The sequence below is a fragment of the Bradyrhizobium sp. CCBAU 051011 genome (assembly GCF_009930815.1).
In the GTDB taxonomy this organism is placed as follows: Bacteria; Pseudomonadota; Alphaproteobacteria; order Rhizobiales; family Xanthobacteraceae; genus Bradyrhizobium.
This window is the reverse complement of sequence record NZ_CP022222.1, coordinates 7,207,624-7,234,434: the sequence shown is the minus strand read 5'-3', so window position 1 is coordinate 7,234,434 and position 26,811 is coordinate 7,207,624. Positions and strand designations below refer to the sequence as shown.

The 26,811-nt window shown below is 63.5% G+C and carries 24 protein-coding genes and 1 pseudogene; 17 read left to right on the top strand and 8 right to left on the bottom strand.

The window, feature by feature from the left end; translation table 11 throughout:
- Window positions 1-37 precede the first annotated feature (37 nt).
- The 14 genes from pyrH to lpxB all read left to right on the top strand — a co-directional run bounded on the left by pyrH (window position 38) and on the right by lpxB (window position 14,286).
- Window positions 38-754 carry a UMP kinase gene (gene pyrH, locus ACH79_RS34110; RefSeq protein WP_161854870.1) on the top strand — a complete coding sequence of 239 codons (717 nt, stop codon included), beginning with the start codon at window positions 38-40 and terminating at the stop codon, window positions 752-754.
- Between the two features lie 70 nt (window positions 755-824).
- Window positions 825-1,388, top strand: a complete 564-nt coding sequence (gene frr, locus ACH79_RS34105) for a ribosome recycling factor (RefSeq protein WP_161854869.1) — start codon at window positions 825-827, stop codon at window positions 1,386-1,388.
- Between the two features lie 42 nt (window positions 1,389-1,430).
- Window positions 1,431-2,186: an isoprenyl transferase gene (locus tag ACH79_RS34100; RefSeq protein WP_161854868.1), complete on the top strand. Its 756-nt coding sequence runs from the start codon at window positions 1,431-1,433 to the stop codon at window positions 2,184-2,186.
- Window positions 2,183-3,031: a phosphatidate cytidylyltransferase gene (locus ACH79_RS34095; protein WP_161854867.1), complete on the top strand. Its 849-nt coding sequence runs from the start codon at window positions 2,183-2,185 to the stop codon at window positions 3,029-3,031. Before ACH79_RS34100 ends, ACH79_RS34095 begins: the two co-directional genes overlap by 4 nt.
- Before the next feature lie 4 nt (window positions 3,032-3,035).
- The gene (gene dxr, locus ACH79_RS34090; protein WP_161854866.1) at window positions 3,036-4,259 is read left to right on the top strand and encodes a 1-deoxy-D-xylulose-5-phosphate reductoisomerase; all 1,224 of its coding nucleotides are present in this window, start codon (window positions 3,036-3,038) and stop codon (window positions 4,257-4,259) included.
- 43 nt (window positions 4,260-4,302) lie between these two features.
- Window positions 4,303-5,478, top strand: coding sequence for an RIP metalloprotease RseP (gene rseP, locus ACH79_RS34085; protein ID WP_202639098.1), 1,176 nt, complete (start codon window positions 4,303-4,305; stop codon window positions 5,476-5,478).
- Window positions 5,479-5,649: 171 nt separating this feature from the next.
- Window positions 5,650-8,208 (top strand): outer membrane protein assembly factor BamA, encoded by a 2,559-nt coding sequence (gene bamA / locus ACH79_RS34080; protein ID WP_161856697.1) that lies wholly within the window; start codon window positions 5,650-5,652, stop codon window positions 8,206-8,208.
- A 127-nt stretch (window positions 8,209-8,335) separates the two neighbouring features.
- Window positions 8,336-9,403: a UDP-3-O-(3-hydroxymyristoyl)glucosamine N-acyltransferase gene (lpxD, locus tag ACH79_RS34075; protein WP_161854865.1), complete on the top strand. Its 1,068-nt coding sequence runs from the start codon at window positions 8,336-8,338 to the stop codon at window positions 9,401-9,403.
- Window positions 9,403-9,861, top strand: a complete 459-nt coding sequence (gene fabZ / locus ACH79_RS34070) for a 3-hydroxyacyl-ACP dehydratase FabZ (protein WP_057859038.1) — start codon at window positions 9,403-9,405, stop codon at window positions 9,859-9,861. The genes lpxD and fabZ overlap by 1 nt, the downstream gene beginning before the upstream one ends.
- Before the next feature lie 145 nt (window positions 9,862-10,006).
- Window positions 10,007-10,642, top strand: coding sequence for a histidine phosphatase family protein (locus ACH79_RS34065; RefSeq protein ID WP_161854864.1), 636 nt, complete (start codon window positions 10,007-10,009; stop codon window positions 10,640-10,642).
- Between the two features lie 249 nt (window positions 10,643-10,891).
- Window positions 10,892-11,245 carry a hypothetical protein gene (locus ACH79_RS34060; RefSeq protein ID WP_246738239.1) on the top strand — a complete coding sequence of 118 codons (354 nt, stop codon included), beginning with the start codon at window positions 10,892-10,894 and terminating at the stop codon, window positions 11,243-11,245.
- Between the two features lie 170 nt (window positions 11,246-11,415).
- On the top strand, window positions 11,416-12,219 hold the full coding sequence (gene lpxA / locus ACH79_RS34055) for an acyl-ACP--UDP-N-acetylglucosamine O-acyltransferase (protein ID WP_161854863.1): 804 nt from the start codon (window positions 11,416-11,418) through the stop codon (window positions 12,217-12,219).
- A gap of 19 nt (window positions 12,220-12,238) precedes the next feature.
- Window positions 12,239-13,096, top strand: a complete 858-nt coding sequence (locus ACH79_RS34050) for an LpxI family protein (RefSeq protein ID WP_161854862.1) — start codon at window positions 12,239-12,241, stop codon at window positions 13,094-13,096.
- A gap of 23 nt (window positions 13,097-13,119) precedes the next feature.
- Window positions 13,120-14,286: a lipid-A-disaccharide synthase gene (gene lpxB / locus ACH79_RS34045; protein ID WP_161856695.1), complete on the top strand. Its 1,167-nt coding sequence runs from the start codon at window positions 13,120-13,122 to the stop codon at window positions 14,284-14,286.
- Window positions 14,287-14,388: 102 nt separating this feature from the next.
- Here lpxB and ACH79_RS34040 read toward each other — a convergent pair.
- The 4 genes and pseudogenes from ACH79_RS34040 to gltX form a co-directional block, all read right to left on the bottom strand.
- A pseudogene (locus tag ACH79_RS34040) lies at window positions 14,389-14,865 on the bottom strand (MFS transporter); the annotation flags it as partial.
- A gap of 218 nt (window positions 14,866-15,083) precedes the next feature.
- A complete protein-coding gene (locus ACH79_RS34035) occupies window positions 15,084-15,473 on the bottom strand; it encodes an SPW repeat protein (protein ID WP_161854861.1) in 390 nt (129 codons plus the stop codon).
- Between the two features lie 267 nt (window positions 15,474-15,740).
- The gene (gene gltA / locus ACH79_RS34030; protein ID WP_161854860.1) at window positions 15,741-17,045 is read right to left on the bottom strand and encodes a citrate synthase; all 1,305 of its coding nucleotides are present in this window, start codon (window positions 17,043-17,045) and stop codon (window positions 15,741-15,743) included.
- Window positions 17,046-17,204: 159 nt separating this feature from the next.
- Window positions 17,205-18,629, bottom strand: a complete 1,425-nt coding sequence (gltX, locus tag ACH79_RS34025) for a glutamate--tRNA ligase (protein ID WP_161854859.1) — start codon at window positions 18,627-18,629, stop codon at window positions 17,205-17,207.
- Window positions 18,630-18,773: 144 nt separating this feature from the next.
- On the opposite strand from gltX, the gene ACH79_RS34020 reads away from it, so the two are divergent.
- Window positions 18,774-20,456 (top strand): glutamine--tRNA ligase/YqeY domain fusion protein, encoded by a 1,683-nt coding sequence (locus ACH79_RS34020; protein ID WP_161854858.1) that lies wholly within the window; start codon window positions 18,774-18,776, stop codon window positions 20,454-20,456.
- A 5-nt stretch (window positions 20,457-20,461) separates the two neighbouring features.
- Window positions 20,462-20,881: a nuclear transport factor 2 family protein gene (locus ACH79_RS34015; RefSeq protein WP_161854857.1), complete on the top strand. Its 420-nt coding sequence runs from the start codon at window positions 20,462-20,464 to the stop codon at window positions 20,879-20,881.
- A gap of 73 nt (window positions 20,882-20,954) precedes the next feature.
- Here ACH79_RS34015 and ACH79_RS34010 read toward each other — a convergent pair whose 3' ends face one another.
- From ACH79_RS34010 to ACH79_RS33995, 4 genes are all read right to left on the bottom strand, one after another.
- On the bottom strand, window positions 20,955-21,278 hold the full coding sequence (locus ACH79_RS34010) for a hypothetical protein (protein ID WP_371419312.1): 324 nt from the start codon (window positions 21,276-21,278) through the stop codon (window positions 20,955-20,957).
- Between the two features lie 576 nt (window positions 21,279-21,854).
- The gene (glnA, locus tag ACH79_RS34005) at window positions 21,855-23,285 is read right to left on the bottom strand and encodes a type I glutamate--ammonia ligase (RefSeq protein WP_161854856.1); all 1,431 of its coding nucleotides are present in this window, start codon (window positions 23,283-23,285) and stop codon (window positions 21,855-21,857) included.
- A 114-nt stretch (window positions 23,286-23,399) separates the two neighbouring features.
- Window positions 23,400-23,582, bottom strand: a complete 183-nt coding sequence (locus ACH79_RS34000) for a hypothetical protein (protein ID WP_057848834.1) — start codon at window positions 23,580-23,582, stop codon at window positions 23,400-23,402.
- A gap of 168 nt (window positions 23,583-23,750) precedes the next feature.
- Window positions 23,751-24,008, bottom strand: a complete 258-nt coding sequence (locus ACH79_RS33995; RefSeq protein ID WP_161854855.1) for a hypothetical protein — start codon at window positions 24,006-24,008, stop codon at window positions 23,751-23,753.
- A gap of 505 nt (window positions 24,009-24,513) precedes the next feature.
- Between ACH79_RS33995 and ACH79_RS33990 the strand changes: the two genes are divergently transcribed.
- Complete coding sequence (locus ACH79_RS33990; RefSeq protein ID WP_161854854.1) at window positions 24,514-26,808, top strand: ComEC/Rec2 family competence protein; 2,295 nt, start codon at window positions 24,514-24,516, stop codon at window positions 26,806-26,808.
- Window positions 26,809-26,811 lie beyond the last annotated feature (3 nt).

Below are 26,811 nucleotides of genomic sequence, written 5' to 3'. Positions count from 1 at the left end.
CGGAAGTCGCCTGCGCGGGAGAGGAAAGCGATAAGCAATGGCTGAGCCGGTCTATCGTCGCGTCGTGATCAAGCTCTCGGGCGAGTATCTCGCAGGCAGCCAGTCCTTCGGCATCGACCAGCCCACCGTTGATCGCATCGCCGACGACCTGATCGCGGCCAAGAAGCTCGGCGTCGAGGTGGCCGTCGTGATCGGCGGCGGCAACATCGTTCGCGGCGTGGAAGTGTCCTCGCGCGGTGTGTCGCGTCCGACCGGCGACACCATGGGCATGCTCGCCACCATGATGAACTGCCTGGCGCTGGAGGCGGCGATCGAGCGCAAGGGTGCGCCGGCGCGGACGCTCTCGGCCTTCGTGATGCCCGAGATTTCCGAGCTGTTCACCCGCAGTGCAGCGCACAAATACCTCGCGGATGGACGAATCGTGCTGCTCGGCGGCGGAACCGGCAATCCGTTCTTTACCACCGACACCACGGCGGTGCTGCGGGCGGCCGAGATCGGGGCGCAGGCGGTGCTCAAAGCTACCAATGTCGACGGCGTTTACAGCGCCGATCCCAAAAAAGACCCGTCGGCCAAGCGTTTTGACCGTTTGACGCATTCGCAGGCGATCGCCGGCGACTACAAGGTGATGGATGCGACAGCATTCGCGCTTGCCCGCGAGACGTCACTGCCTATCATCGTATTCTCGATCGCCGAGCCGGGTTCGATCGGCGCGATCCTGCGCGGGACCGGCCACGGCACGGTGGTTGCCGGCTGACAGGCTGGTGCTGCTTCGAACCGCCAGCTTTTGATGCCGGCGGCTGGTTTTCTAAGGAGGGGAGAGTGTTATGCCCACGCCCGGTTTTGACATCAACGAATTGAAGCGCCGCATGCAAGGCGCCACTAACTCGCTCAAGCACGAGTTGGGCGGATTGCGGACCGGCCGCGCGGCGGCGTCCATGCTGGAGCCGGTGCAGGTCGATGCCTATGGCACGCATATGCCGCTCAACCAGCTCGCGACCGTCAGCGTGCCCGAGCCGCGCCTGCTCTCTGTGCAGGTATGGGACAAGTCGATGGTGAAAGCCGTCGAAAAGGCCATCGTCGATTCCAATCTTGGCCTGTCGCCGGCGACCGAAGGGCAGGTGCTGCGCCTGCGGATTCCCGAGCTCAATGAGGAACGGCGCAAGGAACTGGTCAAGGTCGCGCATAAATACGCCGAAGCTGCCAAGGTTGCGGTTCGCCATGTCCGCCGCGACGGGCTCGATATCGTCAAGAAGCTCGAGAAGAATCATGAGATTTCCGAGGACGATCAGGAGCGGCTCGCCAACGATGTGCAGAAGGCGACCGACGGAATGATTGCGGAAATCGATCAGTTGCTGGCGGCGAAGGAAAAGGAAATCCTCACCGTTTGAAGGCAACGTTGAAGAGTTGAGACTGGTCCTGGAATATTGATGATGCCGAACGCCGCCGCCCCCGCCACGGAAGGATCTGACCGATCCGTCCCGTTGCATGTGGCGATCATCATGGACGGAAATGGGCGCTGGGCGGCAGCGCGCGGCTTGCCGCGCGCCGAAGGCCACCGCCGCGGCGTCGACGCGCTGCGTCGCGTGGTTCGCGCCGCCCATGAACTCGGCGTCCTCTATCTGACGATCTTTTCGTTCAGTTCCGAAAACTGGTCGCGGCCGGCGACCGAAATCGGCGACCTGTTCGGCCTGCTGCGCCGATTCATCCGCAACGATCTGGCGACGCTGCATAGCGACGGCGTCCGCGTGCGCGTGATCGGCGAGCGGGAAGGGCTGGAGCCCGACATCTGCACGCTGCTGAACGAAGCCGAGGAACTGACCAAGACCAACACCAAGCTCAACCTCGTGGTCGCGTTCAATTACGGATCGCGCCAGGAAATCGCCGGCGCCGCGCAGCGCTTGGCGCGCGAGGTGGCCGAGGGCAAGCGCGATCCGGCATCGATCGATGCCGATGCACTCGGGCAATATCTCGATGCGCCCGACATTCCCGATCCCGACCTGATCATTCGCACCAGCGGCGAGCAGCGGCTGTCGAACTTCCTGATGTGGCAGGCGGCTTACAGCGAACTCGTGTTCGTGCCGATCCACTGGCCGGATTTCGACAAGGCCGCGCTCGAAAGCGCCATTGCCGAATATGCCAGACGGGAACGCCGTTTCGGCGGTCTGGCCGCGAAAACCGGATCGTGACCGAGCCCGAGGCCGCGCCGGCGGCAGCAAGCGCACCCGATTCGCGCAATCTCGTGATGCGCATCGCCGCCGCCGCGGTACTGATCCCGCTAGCGGTCGCCATCGCCTATGCGGGCGGCTTTCTGTGGGCCGCGCTGGTGACGCTGGCGGCGATCGGCCTGTTTGTGGAATGGCTGGCAATCGTTGGTCTCGCCGGCGCGATGCGTGTGATCGTGCCCGGCGTGGCGGCGCTTGCGATTGCCGGAATTTGCTTTGCGTTTGGCCGGCTCGATGCCGCGCTGATTGTGTTGGCGGTTGGTTTCGTCGCGGTTGTGGCGATCGCCCCGGAACGGCGAAACTGGGCGGCGGCGGGCTTTTTGTACGCGGCGGCGGCCGAAATTGCCTCGGTGCTGGTGCGTCTCGATTCCGTGAAGGGCTTTGCCGCCCTGATGTTCGTGCTGCTGATCGTGTGGGTCACCGACAGCGGCGGCTATTTTGCGGGCCGCGGCATCGGCGGGCCGAAACTCTGGCCGCGCGTCAGCCCGAAAAAGACCTGGGCGGGCGCCATCGGCGGTTTTGCCGCCAGCCTCGCCGTGGCAATCGGGTTTGCGGTGTTCGATCTGGGCAGAATCGGGCCGCTATTGATGCTTGCGGGGGTCCTCTCGGTGGCTTCGCAGCTCGGCGATCTCTTCGAATCCGCCGTGAAGCGGCGTTTTGGCGTAAAGGACTCAAGTCACATTATTCCCGGCCACGGCGGACTAATGGATCGCCTGGATGGATTTGTCGCAGCCGTCGTCGTGGCGGCACTTTTCGGCCTTCTGCGGGGCGGCGCCGATGGCGTCGGCCGCGGTCTTATGGTTTGGTGACAGGATGAGCGCAGTTCCATTGCGTAACAACAAGGCCGCGTTGGCCGCCGTGCGTACGGTCACGGTGCTAGGCGCCACCGGTTCGATCGGCGACAGCACCATGGATTTGCTGCGCGGCGCGCGCGACCGCTACCAGGTCGAGGCGCTGACCGCGAATTCCAATGTCGAAGCGCTGGCTAAACTTGCAAAGGAATTCGGCGCACGATTCGCGGCAATCGCCGATCCCGCGCGCCTTGGCGAACTGAAGGACGCACTGGCAGGCACGAACATCGAATGCGGCGCCGGTGAAAGCGCGATCATCGAGGCCGCGGCACGTCCCGCCGACTGGGTGATGGCGGCGGTGAGCGGTGCGGCCGGGCTGAAGCCAGCGCTCGCCGCGGTCGATCGCGGCGCTGCCGTCGCATTGGCGAACAAGGAATGCCTGGTCTGTGCTGGCGATTTTTTCATGCAGCGCGCGGCAAAAGCCGGTGCCTGCATTCTGCCGGCGGATTCCGAGCACAACGCGCTGTTTCAGGCGCTCTCTTCCGGCAATCGCGAAGAGTTGGTGCGCGTGATCATCACCGCATCCGGCGGCCCGTTCCGCACCTGGGCGCCGGCCGACATCGAGCAGGCGACGCTGGAGCAGGCGTTGAAGCATCCGAACTGGAGCATGGGCCAGAAGATCACGATCGATTCGGCCTCGATGATGAACAAGGGCCTCGAAGTCATCGAAGCTTCCTATCTCTTCGCGCTCTCCGCCGACGAGATCGACGTTCTCGTGCACCCGCAGTCGATCATCCATGGCATGGTCGAATTCTCCGATCGCTCCGTGGTCGCACAGCTCGGCGCACCCGACATGCGCATCCCGATTGCGCATTGCCTTGGATGGCCCGAGCGAATCGTTGGCCCGTCGGCGAGGCTCGATCTCGCGAAAATCGGTCAGCTCACCTTCGAGGCGCCGGATTTTGAGCGGTTTCCGGGCTTGCGGCTGGCCTACGAGGCGTTACGTACGGGGCGTGGCGCGACCACGGTGTTCAATGCCGCCAATGAGGTGGCGGTGGCGGCGTTCATTGCCGGAAAGATCAAGTTCGGGTCGATCGCGCGCCTCGTCGAGGCCACCATAAATGACTGGATTCGCACCGGGAACCTTGCGCCTCTGAGCTCGGCTGACGACGCGATCTCCGTTGACCATAACGCGCGAAACAGAGCCGCCTCCCTATTGCCTCAAATTGCCTTAAAGGCATCCTAGAGGGTTGGGGACGGAGCCTTTGGCTCTTGTCGAGGGGAACCTGATGATTGAGTTTTTTCTAAACAGTTTCAATACGTTGGGCCACGGGCTCATCGGCTATATCATTCCCTTTTTGTTTGTGCTGACCATCGTCGTGTTCTTCCACGAACTCGGCCACTTCCTCGTCGCCCGCTGGGCCGGCGTGAAGGTGTTGACCTTCTCTCTCGGTTTCGGGCCGGAACTCGCCGGTTTCAATGACAGCCATGGTACCCGCTGGAAGATCTCCGCGATCCCGCTCGGCGGCTATGTGAAGTTCTTCGGCGACGAATCGGAAGCCTCGACGCCGGCTTCGGCCGAAACGCTTGCCCGCATGAGCGACGAAGAGCGGGCTGGCAGCTTCCATCACAAGAAAGTCGGCGCCCGCGCCGCCATCGTGGCCGCCGGTCCGATCGCGAATTTCATTCTCGCAATCGTCATCTTCACCTGCCTGTTCACCTTCTTCGGCAAGCCGAGCACGACGGCGCGCGTCGACAAGATCGAAGCCGCGAGCGCCGCCGAGCGGGCGGGCTTCCAGGTCGGCGACATCGTCACCGCCATCGACGGCAAGAAGGTCGGCAGCTTTTCCGACATGCAGCGGCTAGTCAGCGTGCGTGCTGGCGACACCCTGACCTTCACCGTCAAGCGCGGCGATTCCGCGCTGCAATTGAAGGGCACGCCGGAACTGCGTGAAGTGAAGGATCCGTTCGGAAACACGCAGCGGCTCGGGATTCTCGGCATCACCCGCGCAACCTCGCCGGGCGAAGTGACGACCGAGAAGGTCGATCCGGCGACCGCGCTCTGGCTCGGAATCAAGGAAACCTGGTTCGTTATCGAGCAGACGCTGTCCTATATCGGCAACATCTTCACCGGCCGGGCCAGCGCGGACCAGATCGGCGGGCCGATTCGGATCGCGCAGATTTCAGGGCAGGTGGCCACGCTGGGGCTGATTCCCTTGCTGCATCTGGCAGCGGTGCTGTCCATTTCGATCGGACTGCTGAACCTGTTCCCGGTTCCCTTGCTGGATGGCGGCCACCTTATGTTCTACACGGCCGAGGTGCTGCGGGGACGCCCATTGTCGGAAAAATCGCAGGAATACGGGTTCCGCGTGGGGCTTGTTCTGGTGCTGATGCTGATGGTGTTCGCTTTCTATAACGATTTCCATCAGGTGCCGTGGCTGAAGGGGCTGTTCGGAAGATCGTAGTAGCGGCTTTTTTGTGACGTTGCCCATTGGCAACGCCTTGGAATGAAATTGGAATTGCCGCGTGAAGTCTGGTTTGCCCCCCTGTCGAAATTAGCTACAAGCAATGCAACTTGGGAATCTGCCGGTTCGTAGGGGTACGGGCCGGCATGCAATGACGAGGGCGCGTTGCGCATGATGTTGGGAATGCGAGTGCGGGGGGCTCTGCTGGGCACTCTGATCATGTTGGCCGCGCCGATGGGGGGCGCGCTGGTGTCTGTGCCGGCTGCGGCCCAGACAGTGGCGTCGATCGCCGTTGAGGGGAACCGGCGTGTCGAAGTCGAGACCATCCGTTCCTATTTCAAGCCAGGACCTGGCGGCCGCCTCGGGCAGGCCCAGATCGACGATGGTCTGAAGGCGCTGATCGAGACCGGCCTGTTCCAGGACGTGCGAATCAACCAGGTCGGCGGCCGGCTGGTCGTGACCGTGGTCGAAAATGCCGTGATCGGGCGCATCGCCTTCGAAGGCAACAAGAAGGTCAAGGACGAGCAGCTCTCGGCCGAAATCCAGTCCAAGCCGCGCGGCACGTTCTCGCGCCCGATGGTTCAGTCGGATGCCCAGCGAATCGCTGAAATCTACCGGCGCTCCGGCCGCTACGACGTGCGCGTGACCCCTGAAATCATCGAGCAGCCGAACAACCGCGTCGACCTGATCTTTACGATCACCGAGGGCACCAAGACCGGCGTCAGGTCGATCGAGTTCGTCGGCAACGTCGCGTATTCGTCCTATCGCCTGAAGGACGTCATCAAGACCCGCGAATCGAACCTGCTGAGCTTCCTCGGCGGCGCCGACGTCTACGATCCGGACCGGGTCGAGGCCGACCGCGACCTGATTCGTCGCTTCTATCTCAAGAACGGTTACGCCGACGTCCAGGTGATTGCCGCGCTGACCGAGTATGATCCCGACAAGAAGGGCTTCCTCGTCACCTTCAAGATCGAGGAAGGGCAGCAATATCGCGTTGCCTCCGTCGATTTCCAGACCTCGATTCCAACCCTCGATGCGGCCTCGATGCGCAGCTTCTCGCGCGTCGCCGTCGGCTCGGTCTACAATGCCGAAGCACTCGAGAAATCCGTGGAGGAAATGCAGATCGAGGCCTCACGGCGCGGCTACGCGTTCGCCGTGGTGCGCCCGCGCGGCGATCGCAATTTCGAGCAGCACACCGTTTCGATCGTGTTCGCCGTCGATGAAGGCCCGCGAACCTATATCGAGCGCATCAATATCCGCGGCAACACCCGCACCCGTGATTACGTGATCCGTCGCGAGTTCGATCTGTCCGAAGGCGACGCCTACAACCGTGCGCTGGTCGACCGTGCCGAGCGCCGGCTGAAGAACCTCGACTTCTTCAAGGCCGTGAAGATCCTGACCGAGCCCGGCTCGTCGACCGACCGCGTGATCCTGGTCGTCGACCTCGAAGAGAAGTCGACCGGCGACTTCTCGGTGTCGGGCGGTTACTCGACCACGGACGGTGCGCTGGCCGAAGTCAGCATTTCCGAGCGCAACTTCCTCGGCCGCGGCCTGTATGCGAAGGCAGCCGTGACCTATGGCCAGTACGCGCGCGGCGGTTCGCTGTCGTTCGTCGACCCCTATCTGTTTGACTATCGCGTCGCGCTCGGCCTCGACCTGTTCTATCGCGAGCAATTGGCCAACAGCTACATTGCCTACGGCACCAAGACGCTTGGCTTCAGCCCGCGGCTCGGCTTCACCCTGCGTGAAGACCTCGCGCTGCAGTTGCGCTACTCGATCTACCAGCAGGAAATCCAGCTGCCGAGCACGCTCGCGAACTGCAACAACAACTCATCGAACTCGTTGCTCGCGTTCAACCCATCGCCGGCCTTTGCGAATCTGGTGGGCGCACCTAACGGCGGATCGATCACGTCGGGAGGCCAAACCGCCACGGACACTTCCGGTGCCGGCCTGTGGTGTTACAGCGATGGCGAAGCTTCGCTGCCCATTCGCCGGGAGTTGCAGAGCGGCAAGGCGCTGACTTCGTCGGTCGGCTATTCGCTGAACTACAACACGCTGGACAATAACAAGAACCCGACCGACGGCTTGCTGATTGACTGGAAACAGGACTTCGCCGGCCTCGGCGGCGACGTGAAGTACATCAAGTCCGCGATCGACGCGAAGTACTACACCCCGCTGGTCGCCGATATCGTCGGCCTGATCCACCTCCAGGGCGGCATGCTGAACCAGTTCGGCGGCAGCGAGCTGCGCATGCTCGATCACTTCCAGATGGGCCCGAACCTCGTTCGCGGTTTCGCGCCGAACGGCATCGGTCCGCGCGATCTCAACCCCTTCGGCACGCGTGACGCGCTGGGCGGCACCAAGTACTGGGGCGCTTCGTTCGAACTGCAGATGCCGTTCTGGTTCCTGCCGAAGGAAGTCGGGCTCAAGGGCTCGGTCTATGCCGACGCTGGCGGACTATGGGACTACAAGGGGCCGACGTCGTGGGCGGCAACGGGTGAGGTGAACGTGCCTGGCTGCGTCCCGCCGACGCAATCCCCGAATGCCAACGCCGGAACCTGTTTGGGATTGCAGTATGACGACGGCAACTTGGTACGCACCTCGGTGGGTGTCGGCATCATCTGGGCTTCGCCGTTCGGTCCGCTGCGCTTCGACTATGCGGTTCCGCTTACGAAGGGTCAGTTTGACCGCGTGCAGCAATTCAAGTTTGGCGGTGGCACATCGTTCTAAGGCGTCTCGAAGCGACCGGACGTAAGGTCCGGGAGACGAGAGCACCACGGAATAAGAGGAGGGGTCGGCTCCGTTGCTTCGGAGACGGCACCCCGGTGTGAAGGCCGGCCGGACTGCGGCGGATGGAATGGCGCAGCCGATATTCTTCAAGCAACCTCCTTCCTCGACGCTGGCCGAGCTGGCCGCGTTGACGGGAGCGGTATTGGCCGATCCCGCGCGGGGCGGTGATGTGATCAGGGGCCTCGCTTCGCTCGACGAAGCCGGTCCCATGCATCTGGCGTTCTTCGACAACCTCAAATATGCCGATCAGCTCAAGGCGACCAAGGCCGGCGCCTGCCTGGTCAGCCCGCGTTTCGAAGCCCAGGTGCCAGCCCATGTGGCGGTGCTGCGGGCGGCCCAGCCGTTCCGCGCCTTCGTGAAGCTGGCGCGCGAATGGCACGCCGACGCGCTTCGTCCGCAATCCTGGTTCGACAATGACGGCATCGCGCCGTCGGCGATCATCGACCCGTCCGCCCATCTCGAGGACGGTGTCATCGTTGATCCGCTGGCGGTGATCGGCCCGCGGGTCGAGATCGGCACTGGTACCGTGATCGGCGCCGGCGCGGTGATCGGCGCCGACGTCAAGATCGGCCGCGACTGCAATGTCGGCGCGCGGACCGCGATTCAGTTCGCCCTGATCGGCAACAACGTCCTGATCCATCCCGCTTGCAGCATCGGCCAGGACGGCTATGGCTTCATCTTCTTCGGCCCCGAGGGCCACCTGAAGGTGCCTCAGACCGGCCGCGTCCTGATCCAGAACGATGTCGAGATCGGTGCCGGCACCTGCATCGACCGCGGCAGCCTCCGGGATACGGTGATCGGCGAGGGGACCAAAATCGACAATCAGGTCCAGATCGGCCACAATGTGACTATCGGCAGGCACTGCCTGCTCGCGGCCCAGATCGGGCTCGCGGGCAGCCTGACGATCGGTGACAACGTCGCGCTGGGGGCGAAGGTGGGTATCAACAATCACCTCAAGATCGGCGACGGCGCCCAGGTCACGGCCATGAGCGCGGTCAAGGACGACATTCCGCCGAACGGCCGCTGGGGCGGTCATTTTGCCAAACCAACCAGGCAGTGGTTTAGAGAGATCGTTGCAGTGGAGCGGCTGGCACAGGGCGGCACGGCCGATCCGAAAGGCGAAGGACAGGAGTGATGGAGGAGGCACCGGTCAGGTTCGAGCTCGTGGATATCAACGAGATCCTCAAGACGCTCCCGCACCGCTATCCGATGCTGCTGATCGACCGGGTGATCAAGATCCGGACCGATTACAGTGGGATCGGTATCAAGAACGTCACCTTCAACGAGCCGCCGTTTCTCGGCCATTTTCCCGAGCGTCCGGTCTATCCCGGCGTGATGATGATCGAGGCCATGGCGCAGACCGCCGGCGTCATCGGCATCAAGTCGGTCGAAGGCACCGAGAAGCCGCGGGCGGTCTACTTCCTGACCATCGACAAGTGCAAATTCCGAAAACCCGTGATGCCCGGCGATACCATCGAGTATCACATGCGCTCGATCGGCCGCCGCAAGGCGATGTGGTGGTTTCACGGCGACGCCAAGGTGAATGGCAGCGTGGTCGCCGAGGCCGACGTCGGCGCGATGCTGACGGATTGAGCCGAATTGAATTTATCCGTCACACAACCGACGTCTTCCTGATATCTCTGCTCAATCGTTGGTAGTGGAACCCACGCCGAGGCGATTGATGAAATTTTCCGCATAAGTCCGGTTTGGGGCCACGCTTTTTCAACGGAGGCTTCCCGTGAACAGGCTTGCGTCTATTATTTCGTGTTTGGTCATTTTTCTGCTGACGTCGCCGCCAAGTTACGCGGCTGATCTGGATGGTCTGGTATCGTCGCTGAAGGGCGGTGGCTACGTCATCGTGTTTCGGCACGGCGCCACCGACGATAGCCAGAAGGACATCTATCCCTTCAAGTTCGACGACATGAGCGCGCAGCGGCAACTGAGCGAGAAGGGCCGCGCCATGGCACGCGAGCTTGGGGCGGCGCTTGCGAAACTGGGGGTGCCGGTCGGCGAAGTCTACACCAGCCGGCTCAACCGTGCAGTGGAGACTGGTAAGCTGATTGGCGGCAAGGACGTGGCTGCGGTGGACGAATTGACCGACAGCGGCGCCGGCAGTTCGTCGGCGATGGCTAACCCCGACGGCAAGAACGCCAAGGCGGGACGCGCCGTGCGCGACCTCGTCAACGTGGCTCCGAAAGCCGGCGTCAACAATCTGGCGGTGACGCACAAGACCAACGTCGCCGATGCCTTCGGCAAGGAATTTGCCGATATCCGCGAAGGCGAGGCACTGGTGTACAAGACCAGCGCCTCGGGCCCGGCCGTCCTCTTCACGCGGGTGCAGGCAAGCGAGTGGATCGCGCAGGCAGGCAGCTAGAGAGAATATTGCGAGGTCGGCAGTTGCCTGCGCGTGAGGAGCGCCGTTGGTGTGAACTGTCACCGCGCACTGTCTGCAACGGTCAGGCGTGACTATACGCGGGTATACTCGACAATTTCGGGACGTTGACGGAGCATGTGCCTGTCACTCCGTGTGGCCATGCCGTCAGCGTGAGCATGGCGCATTGGAACTTCGGTCCAATCGACTGACTCGTGATTTCCGGTGGCAGGTCACTGTTGAGATTGCCGCATGAAACGCCTGACAACTGCCGTTGTGCTGATAGGCTCGGCCGCTGTTTTCGCTGGTAGCGCAATGGCACGCGACGACGGCCGTTACGCCAATTCTCCGCTCAAATCCTGGTTCGATAGCTTGAGAAGCGGCAAGGGGCCGTGCTGCTCCGATGCCGACGGCTCAGCGGTTGCCGACGTCGATTGGGAATCGAAGGACGGTCACTATCGCGTGCGCCTCGAGGGCCAGTGGATCGACGTCCCCGACGACGCCCTCATCACGGTGCCGAATCGCGTGGGCAGGACGATGGTCTGGCCGATCAAGGGCACGGCCGGAATTTCGATTCGCTGCTTCATGCCCGGCAGCATGACCTGACGCCGCAGGATCGCTCTGACGTCCGGCGAGGACCGGCCGACCGCGGACATTGCGGACCGGACGATTCGCAACACGCCGTAACCATACGTCACTAGACAGCCTTGGGATGCCGCGCTAACCACCGGAAAACGCGAGATATTCGCGTGCAACGGATGGGCTGGGCTTAGTTGATGGGTACGATCGATCCAACCGCGCGGGTTGAGGATGGCGCTGTGATCGGCGAGGGGACGACGATCGGTCCCTATTGCATCATCGGGCCCCATGTCATCATCGGCGCCAACTGCAAGTTGATCGCGCATGTGCACGTCACTGCGCAGACCACGATCGGCGACGGCTGCACGATCTATCCGTTCGTCTCGCTCGGCACGCCGCCGCAATCGCTGAGTTACAAGGGCGAACTGACGAGGCTCGAGATCGGTGCGGGCTGCACCATCCGCGAGTCCTCGACCATGAACGCCGGCACGGTCGCCGGCGGCGGCGTGACGCGGGTCGGCGAGCGCGGCTACTTCATGAACTGCAGCCATGTCGGGCACGATTGCCAGGTCGGCAATGACGTGATTTTCGCGACCTCGGCGACGCTCGGCGGCCATTGCGAGATCGGCGATTTCGTCTTCATCGGCGGGTTATCGGCCGTGCACCAGTTCACGCGGATCGGGCCGCAGGTGATGGTCGGCGGCGTCTGCGGCGTGCGCGGCGACGTCATTCCATTCGGCCTCGTCAACGGCCAGTATGCCGCTCTCGAAGGCCTCAACATCATCGGCATGAAGCGCCGCAAGTTCACCAAGGAGCGGCTGGCGAAAGTGCGCTCGTTCTACCAGAAGCTGTTTCACGGCCCCGGCATCTTTGCCGAGCGGCTGAGCGCGGTGCAGCCGTTGGCCGGCGAGGACCCGGCGATCGCCGAAATCCTCGCCTTCATCGAGCAGGGCAAGCATCGCGCGCTTTGCCTTCCCGCCGACGACGGCCACAGGCAGTGATGACGGGATCGCCGCAGCCATGATCTCAGCGGCCTCCGACATTTCATCGCCGGTCGGCGTCATCGCAGGCGGCGGCGCAATGCCGTTCGCGGTGGCGGATTCGCTTGCCGCGCGGGGGATCGCGCCGGTGCTGTTCGCGCTGCGCGGCGCCTGCGATCCGGGTGGGGTCGAACGCTACCGTCATCACTGGATTTCGGTCGGACAACTCGGCCGCGCGACAAAGTTGTTCCGCAGCGAGGGCTGCCGCGATCTGATCTTCATCGGCACGCTGCTGCGGCCGGCGCTGTCGGAAATCCGGCTGGACTGGGGAACGCTGCGCGTCATCGGCCATGTCCTGGCGGCATTTCGCGGCGGCGACGATCATCTGCTGTCGGGCATCGGCCGCATCCTCGAACAGGACGGTTTTCGAATGGTCGGCATCAGGGATGTCGCGCCCGATATTCTGATGCCGGAAGGAAACATTGCCCGCGCCACGCCCGATCCGGCCGCTCTGGCCGATATCGCCAGGGGGCGGGAGGTGCTCGGCGCGCTCGGTCCCTTCGACATCGGCCAGGCCGTGGTCGTGATTGACGGGCACGTGGTGGCGGTCGAGGACATCGAGGGCACCGATGGGCTGCTCGCACGCGTGGCGCGGCTGCGCGAGGCCGGGCGTATCAGAGCCAAATCCGGCCGCGGCGTGCTGGTGAAGGCGCCGAAGAGCGGCCAGGATTTGCGCTTCGACCTGCCGACGGTGGGCGCCAAAACCATCGACGGCGCCGCGAAAGCCGGGCTCGCCGGCATCGCCGTGATCGCCGGCCATACGATTGCCGCCGACTCGCAAGCCATGATCGAGGCCGCGGACAAAGCCGGCCTGTTCATCCAGGGGTTAGCAGCGTGACGCCGTCTCGCGCGACCGCCGGAATGGAGCGGAGGATCTTTCTGATCGCGACGGAAGAGTCCGGCGACCGACTCGGCGCCAATTTGATGAAGGTGCTGCGCCAGCGCCTTGGCGACGGGGTGCAGTTCGAAGGCGTCGGCGGTCGCGCGATGGCGCGCGAAGGCCTGGAGTCGCTGTTTCCGATCGAGGAGCTCTCGATCATCGGGCTCGCCGCCGTCGTCAAGGACCTGCCGAAGATACTCGGCCTGATCAAGGAAACCGCGATCGCGGTTACAGAAGCTGCACCCGATATACTCGTCATCATCGACAGCCCCGATTTCACCCACCGCGTTGCCAAGCGCGTTCGCGCCAAGGATCCCGGGCTGCCGATCGTCGACTATGTATCGCCCTCGGTCTGGGCATGGCGGCCGGGCCGGGCGCGGGCGATGCTGAAATATGTCGATCACGTGCTGGCGCTGCTGCCGTTCGAGCCCGAGGCCTATCAACGGCTGCACGGGCCGCCCTGCAGCTATGTCGGCCATCCCCTGACCGAGCAACTGGCCTCGCTGCGCCCGAATGCCGAGGAGGCTGCGCGGCGGGCGGAATCGCCGCCGGTGCTCTTGGTGCTGCCGGGAAGCCGCCGCAGCGAAATCCGCCACCACATGGCGGTGTTCGGCCAGGCGGTGGCGCGGCTGCAGGAGCAGGGCACCACGTTCGAACTGGTGCTGCCGACCATGCCGCATCTGCAGGAGACGGTGGTGGAGGCCGTGAAGGGCTGGCCAGTGCAGCCCCAGGTCGTCATCGGCGAGCAGGAGAAGCGCGCGAAGTTTCGGATCGCGCACGCGGCGCTGGCCAAGTCAGGCACCGTGACGCTCGAACTGGCGCTGGCGGGCGTGCCGATGGTCACGGCCTACCGCACCGGCGCGATGGAAGCGTGGATCCTGCGCCGCGCGATCAAGGTGAACTCGGTGATCCTTGCCAATCTCGTGATCGGCGAGAACGTCATTCCCGAATTCCTGCAGGAAGACTGCACGCCGGAAAAGCTTTCGCAGGCGCTACGCGAGGTGATGAGCGACAGCGACCTGCGCCGGAAGCAACTCGAAGGCTTCGCCAAGATCGACGACATCATGTCGACCGGCAACCAGCCGCCCAGCGTGCGGGCGGCCGATATCGTGCTTGCGACGATGCACAAGGCTAGACGGCCAAACTAGAGCATGATCCGGAAAAGTGTGTAGCGGTTTTCCGAAAGGATCATGCTCAAACAAAAAGATAAAGCGGGATGACGATTCGAAGAAACGTCATCACGCTTTAGGCACCGGCTTGCGGCCGATGATGTCGGACAGCCAGCCAAAAAAGATCAAGCTTGGCGTTGCAATCAGCAGCGCTGCTCCCACGATGTAGGCCGAGGTCAGCGGGTCCACCTTGGAGACCTGCTGCAGGAAATACAGCGCCCAGAACTGACCGCTGTACCAAACCACGCCTTGCCCGATCAGCACGATGGTGGCGATCCCGACGTATTTGATGTTCGAACTGAGGAAGGCCTCCTTCCAGGGATTTCTGGTCATCTGGCCCTTGGCCTTTATCTCCTGGAAGATCGGCGTCTCCTGCAACTGAAGCCGGATGTAGATTGCAATACCCACCAGCAGGAAGGACACCAGGAACGGGACGCGCCAGGCCCACGTGTCGAAGGCCTCATTGCCGAAGTAGGTGCGGGTTGCGATGATTACGGCCAGTGACACCACGATCCCGAGCGTAGGCGAGGTCTGAAGCCAGCCGGTGTAGTAGCCACGGCCTCATAAGACTTTTGGCTCAGTCGGGCGGTAAGAGGGGATCGCGGCGAATGGCGCCGTCCGGCACGCACCCGCCGGCGTCGCTTCAACGAACGGCGCGCATTTGCGCGGCCGTTGCCACGGCATCGAGGATGATGCGAACGGGTTCGAAACAGCACGCCGAAACAACCCGTCGCTCCCGACGTCACCGATGGACGGTCGTAGCGAGGCCTTCCAAGTCAGGCTTCAGACAACCTCCGTGTTGTCAGTTGGCTGTCCGATTGCCAGTGATCGTGCCACCATGTGGCGAAGTCGCGATCGGTCGCCAATTCCCAGACTGCAAACAGGATCACGACCAGACCTGACACCGCACTGTTGACCGTAGCCAAGGTTGTCTCGTAGCCAACCGTCCAGGGCGCCGCCAGCAGGGCCAGGCCGAGGAGAATTTCTCCCCATTCCTCCAGATAGGACGGAATGATCAACCCCTCCAAGGCAAACAAGATAACGCATAACCCAAGCACGACGGTGATCCAGGTGGCCGCCCCGGTGAAGCCGAGGACGAACGGCGACAAGACCAGCCAGACGCCCAGCACCAGGCTGGCGGCGTCTTGCCAATGTCGAATGCGCATGAAGCTCACCTCCTTCGCGCAAGTCTCCCTTTACACATGGTATTGGTTTTTGCAGCGGCTAGGGCCTGCGACAGCGCGGCTGGCGAGGCGGCGGCGACACAAGAAGGGCGCGGCGGGGTTAGCGCGCCGTAGGGTGGCAAGCGAAGCGTGCCCACATCTCTTCGGGCATCGGCCATCGTGGGCACGCTCCGCTTTGCCCACCCCACAAGAGAAAAGCCGGCCGCGATGATCGCATCCGGCTTTTCCGACTTGTCCCTATGAGGCAGCTTACTTGCGCTTGTCCATCTCGACGTAGTCGCGGCGGGCGACGCCGGTGTAGAGCTGGCGCGGACGGCCGATCTTCTGCTGCGGATCCTCGATCATCTCGCTCCACTGGCTGATCCAGCCGACGGTGCGGGCGACCGCGAACAGCACGGTGAACATCGAGGTCGGGAAGCCCATCGCCTTCAGCGTGATGCCCGAATAGAAGTCCACGTTCGGATAGAGCTTGCGGTCGATGAAGTACTGGTCGGAGAGGGCGATCTTTTCCAGTTCCAGTGCGACCTTCAGCATCGGGTCGTCGCCATGGCCGGTCTCGGCCAGCACGGCGTGACACATCTTCTGCATGATCTTGGCGCGCGGGTCGTAGTTCTTGTAGACGCGGTGGCCAAAGCCCATCAGGCGGACTTCGGAGTTCTTGTCCTTCACCTTGGCAATGAATTCCGGAATCTTGTCGACCGTGCCGATCTCGGCGAGCATTGCGAGCGCGGCTTCGTTGGCGCCGCCATGCGCGGGGCCCCAGAGGCAGGCGATGCCGGCGGCGATGCAGGCGAACGGGTTGGCGCCGGAGGAGCCGGCGATACGCACCGTCGAGGTCGAGGCGTTCTGCTCGTGGTCGGCGTGCAGGATGAAGATCTTGTCGAGCGCGTCAGCCAGCACCGGGTTGATCTTGTAATCCTCGCAAGGCACCGCGAAGCACATGTGCAGGAAGTTCTCGGCAAACGAGAGCGAGTTCTTCGGATACATGAAGGGCTGGCCGACGGTGTATTTGAAGGCCATTGCGGCCAGCGTCGGGACCTTCGCGATCATGCGCATCGAGGCGATCATGCGCTGCTTCGGATCGTTGATGTCGGTGCTGTCGTGATAGAACGCGGCGAGCGCGCCGACGGCGGCGACCATGATCGCCATCGGATGGGCGTCGCGGCGGAAGCCCTGGAAGAAGCGGGCCATCTGCTCGTGAACCATGGTGTGATGGATCACGCGATGGTCGAAGTCTTTCTTCTGCGCCGGGGTCGGAAGCTCCCCGTAGAGCAGCAGGTAGCAGGTCTCGAGGAAGTCGCCCTTTTCGGCGAGCTGCTCGATCGGGTAGCCGCGGTATTCCAGCACGCCGGCATCGCCGTCGATATAGGTGATCTTCGACTGGCAGCTACCGGTCGAGGTAAAACCGGGGTCGTAGGTGAACATCCCGGCCTGGGCGTAGAGCTTGGCGATGTCGATGACATCGGGCCCCACCGTGCCGCTGAGGATCGGGAAATCGTAGGTCTTGTTACCTACCGTGAGCGTTGCAGTCTTGTTGCTGGATTTTGCGTCCATCGTGGATCCCCGATGAAATCGTTACGAAAAACCGCGCCGACCTTGGTGCCATTCGCAAGGCAGCAGCAAGGGAAGCCGGCATGTCTAGAAGCGGCGCCAAAGGCGTAGCTTATTGCCCTGTGCACTGCAAGATGGCCGCGGCCCCCATATGGTAGGGGCTTAGTTGGCCGCCTGATCGCCCAAGCGCGCCAGGCATTCCTCCCGCCCCAGTACCGCCAAAACGTCAAAAATGCCCGGTGAAGTCGTACGTCCGGTCAGCGCCACCCGGAGTGGCTGGGCGACGGCGCCGAGCTTGAGATTGTTCTGCTCTGCGAAATTCCGCATGGCGGCTTCCGCGGTCTCGGCGCGCCAGTCGGTGACAGTCTCGAGCGCCGTCCGGAGTTGGCCGACCAGCGCGCGCGTCTCCGGCGTCAGCAGGGTGGCCGCCTTCGGCTCGATCTCAAGCGGACGGTCGGCAAAGATGAAGTAGGCGCCCGATATCAGCTCGATCAGGGTCTTGGCGCGCTCCTTCAGGCTCGGCATAGCGCGAAGCAGTTGGCCGCGCGTCGTGTCGTTGAGTTTTGCCTTCAGCTCGGCGCCGTTGGGGACGTAATCCAATACGCTTTCGAACTGCGCGACCAGCTCGCGGTCATCAGCATGGCGGATGTAGTGGCCGTTGAGGTTCTCCAGCTTGGCGAAATCGAACCGCGCCGCCGAGCGACCGATCGCGGGCAGATCGAACGCGTCGATCATTTCCTGCGTCGAGAAGATTTCCTGGTCGCCATGGCTCCAGCCGAGCCGGACCAGGTAATTGCGGAGCGCCGCCGGCAGATATCCCATGGCGCGATAGGCATCGACGCCGAGCGCGCCATGGCGCTTCGAGAGTTTTGAACCGTCGGGCCCATGGATTAGCGGGATGTGGGACATGTTGGGGATGTCCCAGCCGAGCGCGTCGTAGATCTGCTTCTGGCGCGCGGCGTTGATCAGATGGTCGTCGCCCCGGATCACGTGGGTGACGCCCATGTCGTGGTCGTCGACCACGACAGCCAGCATGTAGGTCGGGTTGCCGTCGCCGCGCAAAAGCACGAGATCGTCGAGGTTCTCGTTCTGCCAGACCACGCGGCCCTGCACCTGGTCCTCGATCACGGTCTCGCCGGTCTGCGGCGCCTTGAGGCGGATCGTGGGCTTCATGCCCGCGGGCGCCTCGGAGGGGTCGCGGTCCCGCCACATCCCGTCATAGAGGCGCGTCTTGCCCTCGGCGCGTGCCTTCTCGCGCATCGCTGCCAGTTCCTGCCCGGTGGCGTAGCAGCGGTAGGCTTTGCCGCTGGCGAGCAACTGCTCTGCCACCTCGCGATGGCGCGCGGCGCGGCTGAACTGGTAGATGACGTCGCCGTCCCAATCGAGCTCGAGCCATTTCAGGCCGTCGAGAATGGCCGCAATGGCAGGTTCGGTCGACCGCTCGCGATCGGTATCCTCGATCCGCAGCAGCATCTTGCCACCAGTCTTCTTGGCGTAGAGCCAGTTGAACAGCGCGGTGCGGGCTCCCCCGATATGGAGGAAGCCGGTGGGCGAGGGAGCGAAGCGTGTGACGACGGGATCTGTCATTTACCGGGCGGGTGAGGTTTGGAATTGGCGGTGGTGTATAGCAGGAACGGTGCATAACTAAAGCCTTAGCCATTGGCAAAGTAGGCTTGGCTCGCAAGGGCGAATTTGGCAGAAGGTTCGCCAATCCCTAACAGGAACTCGTTGATGACCACAGAACCGGTAGCGGCAGAGGCGGGGCGCGATTTCATCCGCGACATCGTACAGGCCGATCTCTCCTCGAAGAAACATAGCCGGATCGTGACCCGATTTCCGCCGGAGCCGAACGGCTACCTGCACATCGGCCACGCCAAGTCGATTGCCCTTAATTTCGGCATCGCGCAGGAGTTCGCCGGCAAGTGCCATCTGCGCTTCGACGACACCAACCCGACCAAGGAAGAGCAGGAATATATCGATTCCATCCAGGCCGACGTGCACTGGCTCGGCTATGACTGGGGAACCGATCTCTATTACGCCTCCGACTATTTCGAGCGCCTGTACGACTGGGCGGAGGGCCTGATCAAGGCTGGTGATGCCTATGTCGACGACCAGTCGCAGGAGGAAATCCGGGTCAACCGCGGCACGCTGACGGAGCCCGGCAAGAACTCGCCGTTCCGCGACCGCCCGGTGGAGGAAAACCTCGACCTCTTCCGCCGCATGAAGGCCGGCGAGTTTCCGAACGGCACGCGGGTGCTGCGGGCCAAGATCGACATGGCCGCCGGCAACATCAACCTGCGCGACCCCGTGCTCTACCGCATCCTGCATGCCGAGCATCCGCGCACCGGCACCAAATGGTCGATCTATCCGAGCTACGACTACGCGCACGGCCAGTCGGACGCCATCGAAGGCATCACGCATTCGATCTGCACGCTGGAGTTCGAGGACCATCGGCCGCTTTATGAATGGCTGCTCGACAAGCTGCCGGTGCCGTCAAAGCCGCGCCAGTACGAATTCGCCCGGCTCAACCTGACCTACACGCTGCTGTCCAAGCGCGTGCTGACGCAGCTCGTCCGCGACGGCCACGTCTCCGGCTGGGATGACCCGCGCATGCCGACCATTGCCGGGTTGAAGCGGCGCGGCGTGCCGCCGGCGGCGGTGCGCGAATTCGTCAAGCGCATTGGCGTCGCCAAAGCCAACAGTGTGGTCGATGTCGGCATGCTGGAGTTCTGCATTCGTGAGCATCTCAACAAGTCGGCGCAGCGGCGGATGGCGGTGTTGCGGCCGCTGAAGGTGGTGATCGAGAATTATCCGGAAGGGCAGGTCGAGGAGCTCGAGGCCGTCAATCATCCCGACGACGCGGGCGCCGGCACGCGAAAAATTTCGTTCGGCCGCGAGCTCTACATCGAGCGCGACGACTTCATGGAAAATCCACCCAAAAAATTCTTCCGCCTGTCGCCGGGCAACGAGGTGCGGCTGCGCTATGCCTATTTCGTCAAATGCACCGGCGTCATCAAGAACGACGCGGGCGAGGTGGTCGAATTGCGCTGCACCTACGATCCCGCGACCAAGGGCGGCAACGCGCCTGATGGCCGCAAGGTCAAGGCCACCATGCACTGGCTGTCGGCCAGGGATTCAGTGCCGGCGGAGATCCGCGTCTACAATCAGCTCTTCTCGAACCCGAGCCCGAGCGCTGCGAACTTCGCTGTCGACCTCAATCCGGAGTCCCTCGAAGTTTTGCCTGACGCCCGGATCGAGCCATCGGTCGCGTCGGACAATTCCGGCGAGGTGATGCAGTTCGAACGGCAGGGCTACTTCGTGCGCGACAAGGATTCCGCGCCGGGCAAGCCGGTGTTCAACCGCACCATCGGCCTGCGCGACACGTTTGCGAAGGAAGTCGGCGGGAAGGGCTGAAGGCGATGGGGTCGTCCGAGCGCAGCGCGACCGACGACATCGTCTCCGGCATCATGGGTAGATGGGCGGCGGCGTTCAGCAAGCTGGACGCTCGAGCGCTGGCGTCGCTCTACGCGCGCAACGCCTTCTTCTTCGGCTCGAATCCGAGCCTCTATCGCGGCAACGACGGTATTGCCGCCTATTTCGATGGGTTGCCGAGGTGGCATTCCCCGACGGTCAAATTCACCGACGTCAGGACCGCGCAGGCCGCTCCCGACCTGATCAACGTCGCCGGCACGGCGTCGTTTTTCGTGGAAGCGGGCGCCGAACCGCTGACGGTGAAGATTACCTGGGTGATCGTCCGTGAAGACAGCGACTGGAAGATCGTCAGCCACCACGTGTCGTCGAAGACGCCGCTGATCGAGCCGCGCACGGACGCCACCTAGTTCGTGCGGCTAGCCAAATGTCCGGCCTCGGCTGAAAGGGCCGATCGTCGCTCGATCAGCCCTTTAGCCAGATTTACAGCGCAGGCTGGATTGGTTTCCAATTCCATTGCGAATGGTATGGGCCTTCGGTGGTGGTCGCGGCCGGGGTTTGGATCATCATGCCCTCATATGGAGCGTGGTCCGCGTGCGCTGCCCTGGACAGGTGCATCGCGCATGAACGCATGTTGCCGCCGAGCAGGGCCTCCTGGGCCTGCGCGACTTCCCTTTCCGCCGTGAACTTGCCCGGGCCATCGGCCATGGCTTCGGTCGCGGCTTCGGTTTTCTCCAGGTTCACACCGCTGCAGCCCGTCGTTTGCGCGGCGTAGGCTGGAACGACGGCATAGGCTACGGCAGCCATTGCGGCTACTCCGAATAGCTTGTTGAGCATGTTCTTCCCTATCTGTTTTGAACAGACTCAGCGTCATTGCTGAATGCTGCGTGGGCATGATCGCCGATCCGCAGAACCTTTCGAGTGAATTTCGCGCGACTCAGTTGTGATAAGCGCGCGGTGCAATCGTCTTATGCAGGGAGATGCATTTTCATTAAGGGTCCGTAATGAATTTGTCACGACGGCGATTGACATGCTGATGCTGATTTTGAACGCCGAGCGCGATCGCGCATTTGTTCGGCGCTGCGGCATCATTGTCGCGGCAGCACGTCGTCAGATCCTCACCACAAGCAACCGCGGCAAATGCCCCGTATGGCCCTTGCGAGCTGGGCATCTTCCTGCGTCATGGGCTCGTAGGGCTTTTGCTGCTCGGCTTGCCGGGCCTCGTTCGCCTTTTGCCGGGCGGCCCGCTCGTGGATCGCGCTTGGCGCGGTTGCGGTCCTGGTGCGGCGGCAGAAGTGTTTTCCGTCGCTGCCAACTATCTGGTCTTCATCAAACTCGCATCAATACGAATTTGGGCTAAGCGCCAGTGGGTCCACAACCTGGCTAGATGTCGTAATACAAATGAAACTCGTAAGGATGAGGACGCAGCCGGATAGGATCGATCTCTTTCTTGCGCTTGTAGTCGAGCCAGGTCTCGATCACGTCGCCGGTGAACACATCGCCGCGGAGCAGGAAGGCGTGATCGCGCTCGAGCGCGTCGAGCGCCTGATCCAGCGATCCGGGTGTCGACTTCACGTCCTTCGCCTCGGCGGGCGGCAGGTCATAAAGGTTCTTGTCGATCGGGCTGCCCGGATCGATCCGGCTGTTGATGCCGTCAAGGCCGGCCATCAGCATCGCGGCAAAGGCCAGATAGGGATTGCAGGAGGGATCGGGCGAGCGAAACTCGACGCGCTTTGCCCGCGGGTTCGGCGAATACATCGGAATCCGGCAGCAGGCTGAGCGGTTGCGCTGCGAATAGACCAGATTGATCGGAGCCTCATAGCCTGGCACCAGACGCCGATAGGAGTTCGTGGTGGGGGCGCAAAGCCCGCACAACGCCCAGGCGTGGGTCAGCAGGCCGCCGATGTAGTAGCGGCCGAACTGGCTCAACTCGGCATAGTCGCCCTTGTCGTAGAACAGATTGGTCTCGCCCTTCCAAAGGGACTGGTGAACGTGCATCCCCGAGGCATTGTCCTCGAACAGCGGCTTCGGCATGAACGTTGCGGTCATGCCGTGCTCGCGGGCGGTGTTCTTCACCACGTATTTGTAGATCATCAGATTGTCCGCCATGCGGGTCAGCGTAGTGAAGCGCATGTCGATCTCGTTCTGGCCGCCGGTTGCGACTTCATGGTGATGGGCTTCGATCTGGATGCCGAGTTGTTCCATCGTCAGCACCATTTCGGTGCGGAGAGCCTGCATGCTGTCGGTCGGGGGAACGGGAAAATATCCTTCCTTCGGGCGCGGCTTGTGGCCCAGATTCGGGTCTTCCTCCTTGCCGGTATTCCAACTTCCTTCGCTGGAATCGATTTCGTGGAAGGCGTAATTGATGCCCTGTCCGTAGCGCACGTCGTCGAACACGAAGAACTCTGCCTCCGGGCCGAAGTAACTCGTATCGGCGAGGCCAGTGCCCTTCAGGTTGGTTTCCGCCTTCTGGGCGATGTAACGGGCGTCACGGCTATAGGGTTGACCGGTCACGGGGTCCCTGATGTTGCAGATCAGGACCAGGGTCGATGCAGGCGAATACGGGTCGAGGAAGGCCGTGGCCGGGTCCGGCACGACCAGCATGTCGCTTTCCTGGATTTCCTGGAAGCCGCGGATGGATGAGCCGTCGAATCCAAGGCCTTCGCTGAGAGCGTCGACATTCGCGGCACTCGGCGGCACGGAAAAATGCTGCCACACCCCAGGCAAGTCGGTGAAGCGCAGATCGATCATCTGCACCTTCTCGTCGCTGATCGCCTTCACGAGGTCTTCGGCTGTCGCACACTTCGGAAACATGGCTTCACTCCTGTCATGGAGAGGCGCATCGTGGAGGTCGTGCCGCCATTCAGCCGTGGCGAAGCGGCTTGCGACGGGTTTTGGGACCACGTTCTGCGTTGCACGCCGGCAGCCTCAGCTTTGGTGCGGCCCGCGCATGAGCTTCATCGCGTCTTCGATATGCCGCCAGGTTCTGGCCAGTTCGGCCTCGCCTTTTGCCTCGAGTTCGATGGCGTTCTGGGCCGCTTCCGCAATGGCCTTGGGGCCATGCGCTTCCAGCAACTGCCGTGCATAGTCGTGGATTTCGATTTCTCGCATGGGGTCATGCTCCTCTCGTTTTGAGCGCAACTGTGAATTCCAGTCGAGCCGAGAGCCGTAGACGTTGACACCTGGTCATGCGCGCACAGTGTGCATCCTGCTGCGGCGCACTTGCAAGAGCGGTTTCAGGGCGGTGGGCCGTCGGGATTGGATCGTGGCGCCGGCCGCCTAGCAACCCCGGCAAATGCTGCGCAGGGATTTTGCGAGCTGGGCGTCGTCCGCCGTCATGGGCTCGTAGGGCTTTTGCTGCTCGGCCTGCCGGACCTCGTTCGCCTTTTGCCGGGCGGCCCGCGCGGCCTCCTGGCGCTGGTAGCACGCCTCGCGCTCGGCTCGTGCCTCAATGAAGCGGCATTGCTCTGGAGAGGCGGCATCGGCAGGGGAGGAGGTCAGGACCACCGCAAATAAAATCCAGACCGCACGCTTCATGTCACTTGTCCTGATGTTCGCTCCACTGGTGCAACTGTAACTCTGGCCGCCATGCATTTCTTCCGGTTTGTGCATCCGGTACCGCTGACGGGTTCAATAAACCGCCCAATGATGGGGATTTTTAGCGCGGCTCGATCAACGGCGGCAAAAAGCTTCCGGTCACCTCCGATGTGTCATCGGAGAGGCGCCAAGCCGCTACTCCGAAGCATGCCGTGAGCATCAGAGCCGTCACAAGCAGAAGCGTGCAGTAAAACTGGCTCACCTCGTACTCCGCCACCAGCCTCGATCTAGAGAGCACGGTCTGCCGAGTCGGAAAATGCAGTTGGCCTGACTTAACGGCGGTTTTCCACGTGGATGAATTGCCTTTTCGGGCGCCGGCCGGTTGGGGGGCCCGGAGCTTCGCGCGTCCCCGCTCTTTCAGGATTCTGCATCCGTTCTGCTAGCCGTCCGAATACAGCGTCCGGTAGTCTTGCGATCTCCACGAGATCGTAGGGTGTAAGCACGCGTGGCGGAGCAAGGCGACATTTCGGGCCGGAAGCGGGGCTATGCCGGCACCTGGCCGCCGTGCGCCGCAGTAGCGGCCGGCGGCGTTCTGCCATCGCGTCCGGCATTCTGGCCGCCGCTGATCGAGGCCCTGCGCGCCTGGGCGCGCGCGGAAGCCGGTGCCGGGCGGTTGCTGCCCTGGGTGCCGGTGGCGTTCGGCACCGGGATCGCATTCTACTTCGCCGCCGATCATGAGCCGGCGCTATCGGCGGCTGCCGTCGTGGCGATCGCCCTGTGCGCGGCGGCGGTGCTGTTGCGGCGGCAAAAATTCTTTCCGCTCGCGGTCATGGTCGCAGCCGTTGCGGCGGGCTTTGCGATCGCGACCTGGAAGACCGCGCGGGTCGCGCATGGCGTGCTGGCGCGGCCGATGTTTTCGGTCTCGCTGACCGGTTTCGTCGAGACCCGCGACATCCGCGAGCGCACCGACCGTTTTGTGCTTCGCGTGGTCACTATGGAAAGCGCGCGGGGCCAAACAAGACTCGAGCGCGTGCGGCTGTCGGTGAAGAAGGGGACGGCGCCGCCGGTCGGCAGCTTTGTCGAGCTGAAGGCGCGGCTGTTGCCGCCGCTTTCGCCGGTGCGGCCGGGCAGCTACGATTTCAGCCGCGACATGTTTTTCGCCGGCATCGGCGCCTCCGGCTTCGTGATGGGCGCGATCAAGACCGCCGAGCCGCCGGAAGCCGGCGGGCTGCGCCTGCGCTATTCGGCGTTCATGCAGGGCCTGCGCGACACCATCGATGCGCGGATCAGGACCACGCTGGAAGGCGACCAGCGCGCCATTGCCACCGCGTTGTTGACCGGGCGGCGCGATGCGATCTCACCGCCGGTGAACGATGCGATGTTCATCTCCGGCCTCGGCCACGTGCTGTCGATCTCCGGCTACCACATGGCCGTTGTCGCCGGCGTCGTGTTCTTTGCGGTGCGGGCGCTGCTCGCCCTGTTCCCTGCGCTCACGGTCGGTTACGCCATCAAGAAATGGTCGGCGGCGGCCGCGCTCGTCGCCGCCGCGTTCTATCTGTTGCTATCCGGCGCCGAGGTCGCGACGCAGCGCTCGTTCTTCATGACGGCGGTGGTGCTCATCGCCGTCATGGTCGATCGCCGCGCGATTACGTTTCGCACGCTGGCGGTCGCCGCCCTGATCGTGCTGACGGTCGCGCCGGAAGCGCTGGTGCATCCGAGTTTCCAGATGTCGTTTGCGGCGACGCTCGGGCTGGTGGCGCTGGTGCAGATCGGCATGCCGCGCCTGTTCGCGACCGCCGATCATACCGCAACCGCCCGCGCGGCGCTGTGGGGCGGCCGCGAGATCACCATGCTGTTGCCGGCCTCGCTGGTGGCGGGGCTCGCGACCACGCCCTACGCCGCCTTCCACTTCCACCGGGTCACGCCCTATGGCGTGCTCGCCAATCTCGCGGCGATGCCGGTGGTGTCGGCGCTGGTGATGCCGGCGGGGCTGCTCGGCCTCGTCGCGATGCCATTCGGGTTCGATCGCCCGTTCTGGGCGATCATGGGCGTCGGCATCGACTGGATGATCGCTGTGGCGCAATGGGTCGCAGCGCTGCCCGGCGCGGTCGGCCGGGTGCCGGCGATCGGCATCGGGCCGCTGATCGCGGCGAGCCTCGGCATCATCCTGCTCGGCCTGTTGCGCACGCCGCTGCGCTGGTCGGGCGCGGCGCTGGTGCTGGCGGCGGCATTGTGGGCGGCGAGGGCGCCGCAGCCGGATATCCTGATCTCCGCCGACGGCCGCCATGTCGGCGTCCGCGGCCAGGATGGGAGGCTGCATCTGATGCACGCGGCCAAGGGGTCCCGGGACGTCTTCCTGCTGAAGGAGTGGCTGGCGGCGGATGCCGACGCGCGCACGGCAACCGATGCATCGCTCACGTCAGGCGTCTCCTGCGACGATTTCGGCTGCGTGATGCCGTCCGCCGGCGGCGGCCTGGTCGCGCAGGCGTTCAGGCCCGAGGCGCTGGCGGACGATTGCGAGCGCGCGGCGCTCATTGTGACCCTGCGGCAGGCGCCCGCTTCCTGCGCGGCTTCCGTGATCGATGCCGAGCGGCTGCGGCGGCAGGGCGCCATGACGCTGCGACGAGGCCGCGAGGGATTTGTCGTCGAGGCGGTGAAGCCGCGAGGGAGCGACCGCCCCTGGTGGCCGGCCGTTGCCGACGCGGGAGAGGTCGACGCCAACGTTCTGGCCCCGCGCGTCGTGCCGCCTCGCGCCGTCGATGCGACGCCAGCCGAGGCGGACCTTCAGGCGGAAGAGTAGGCG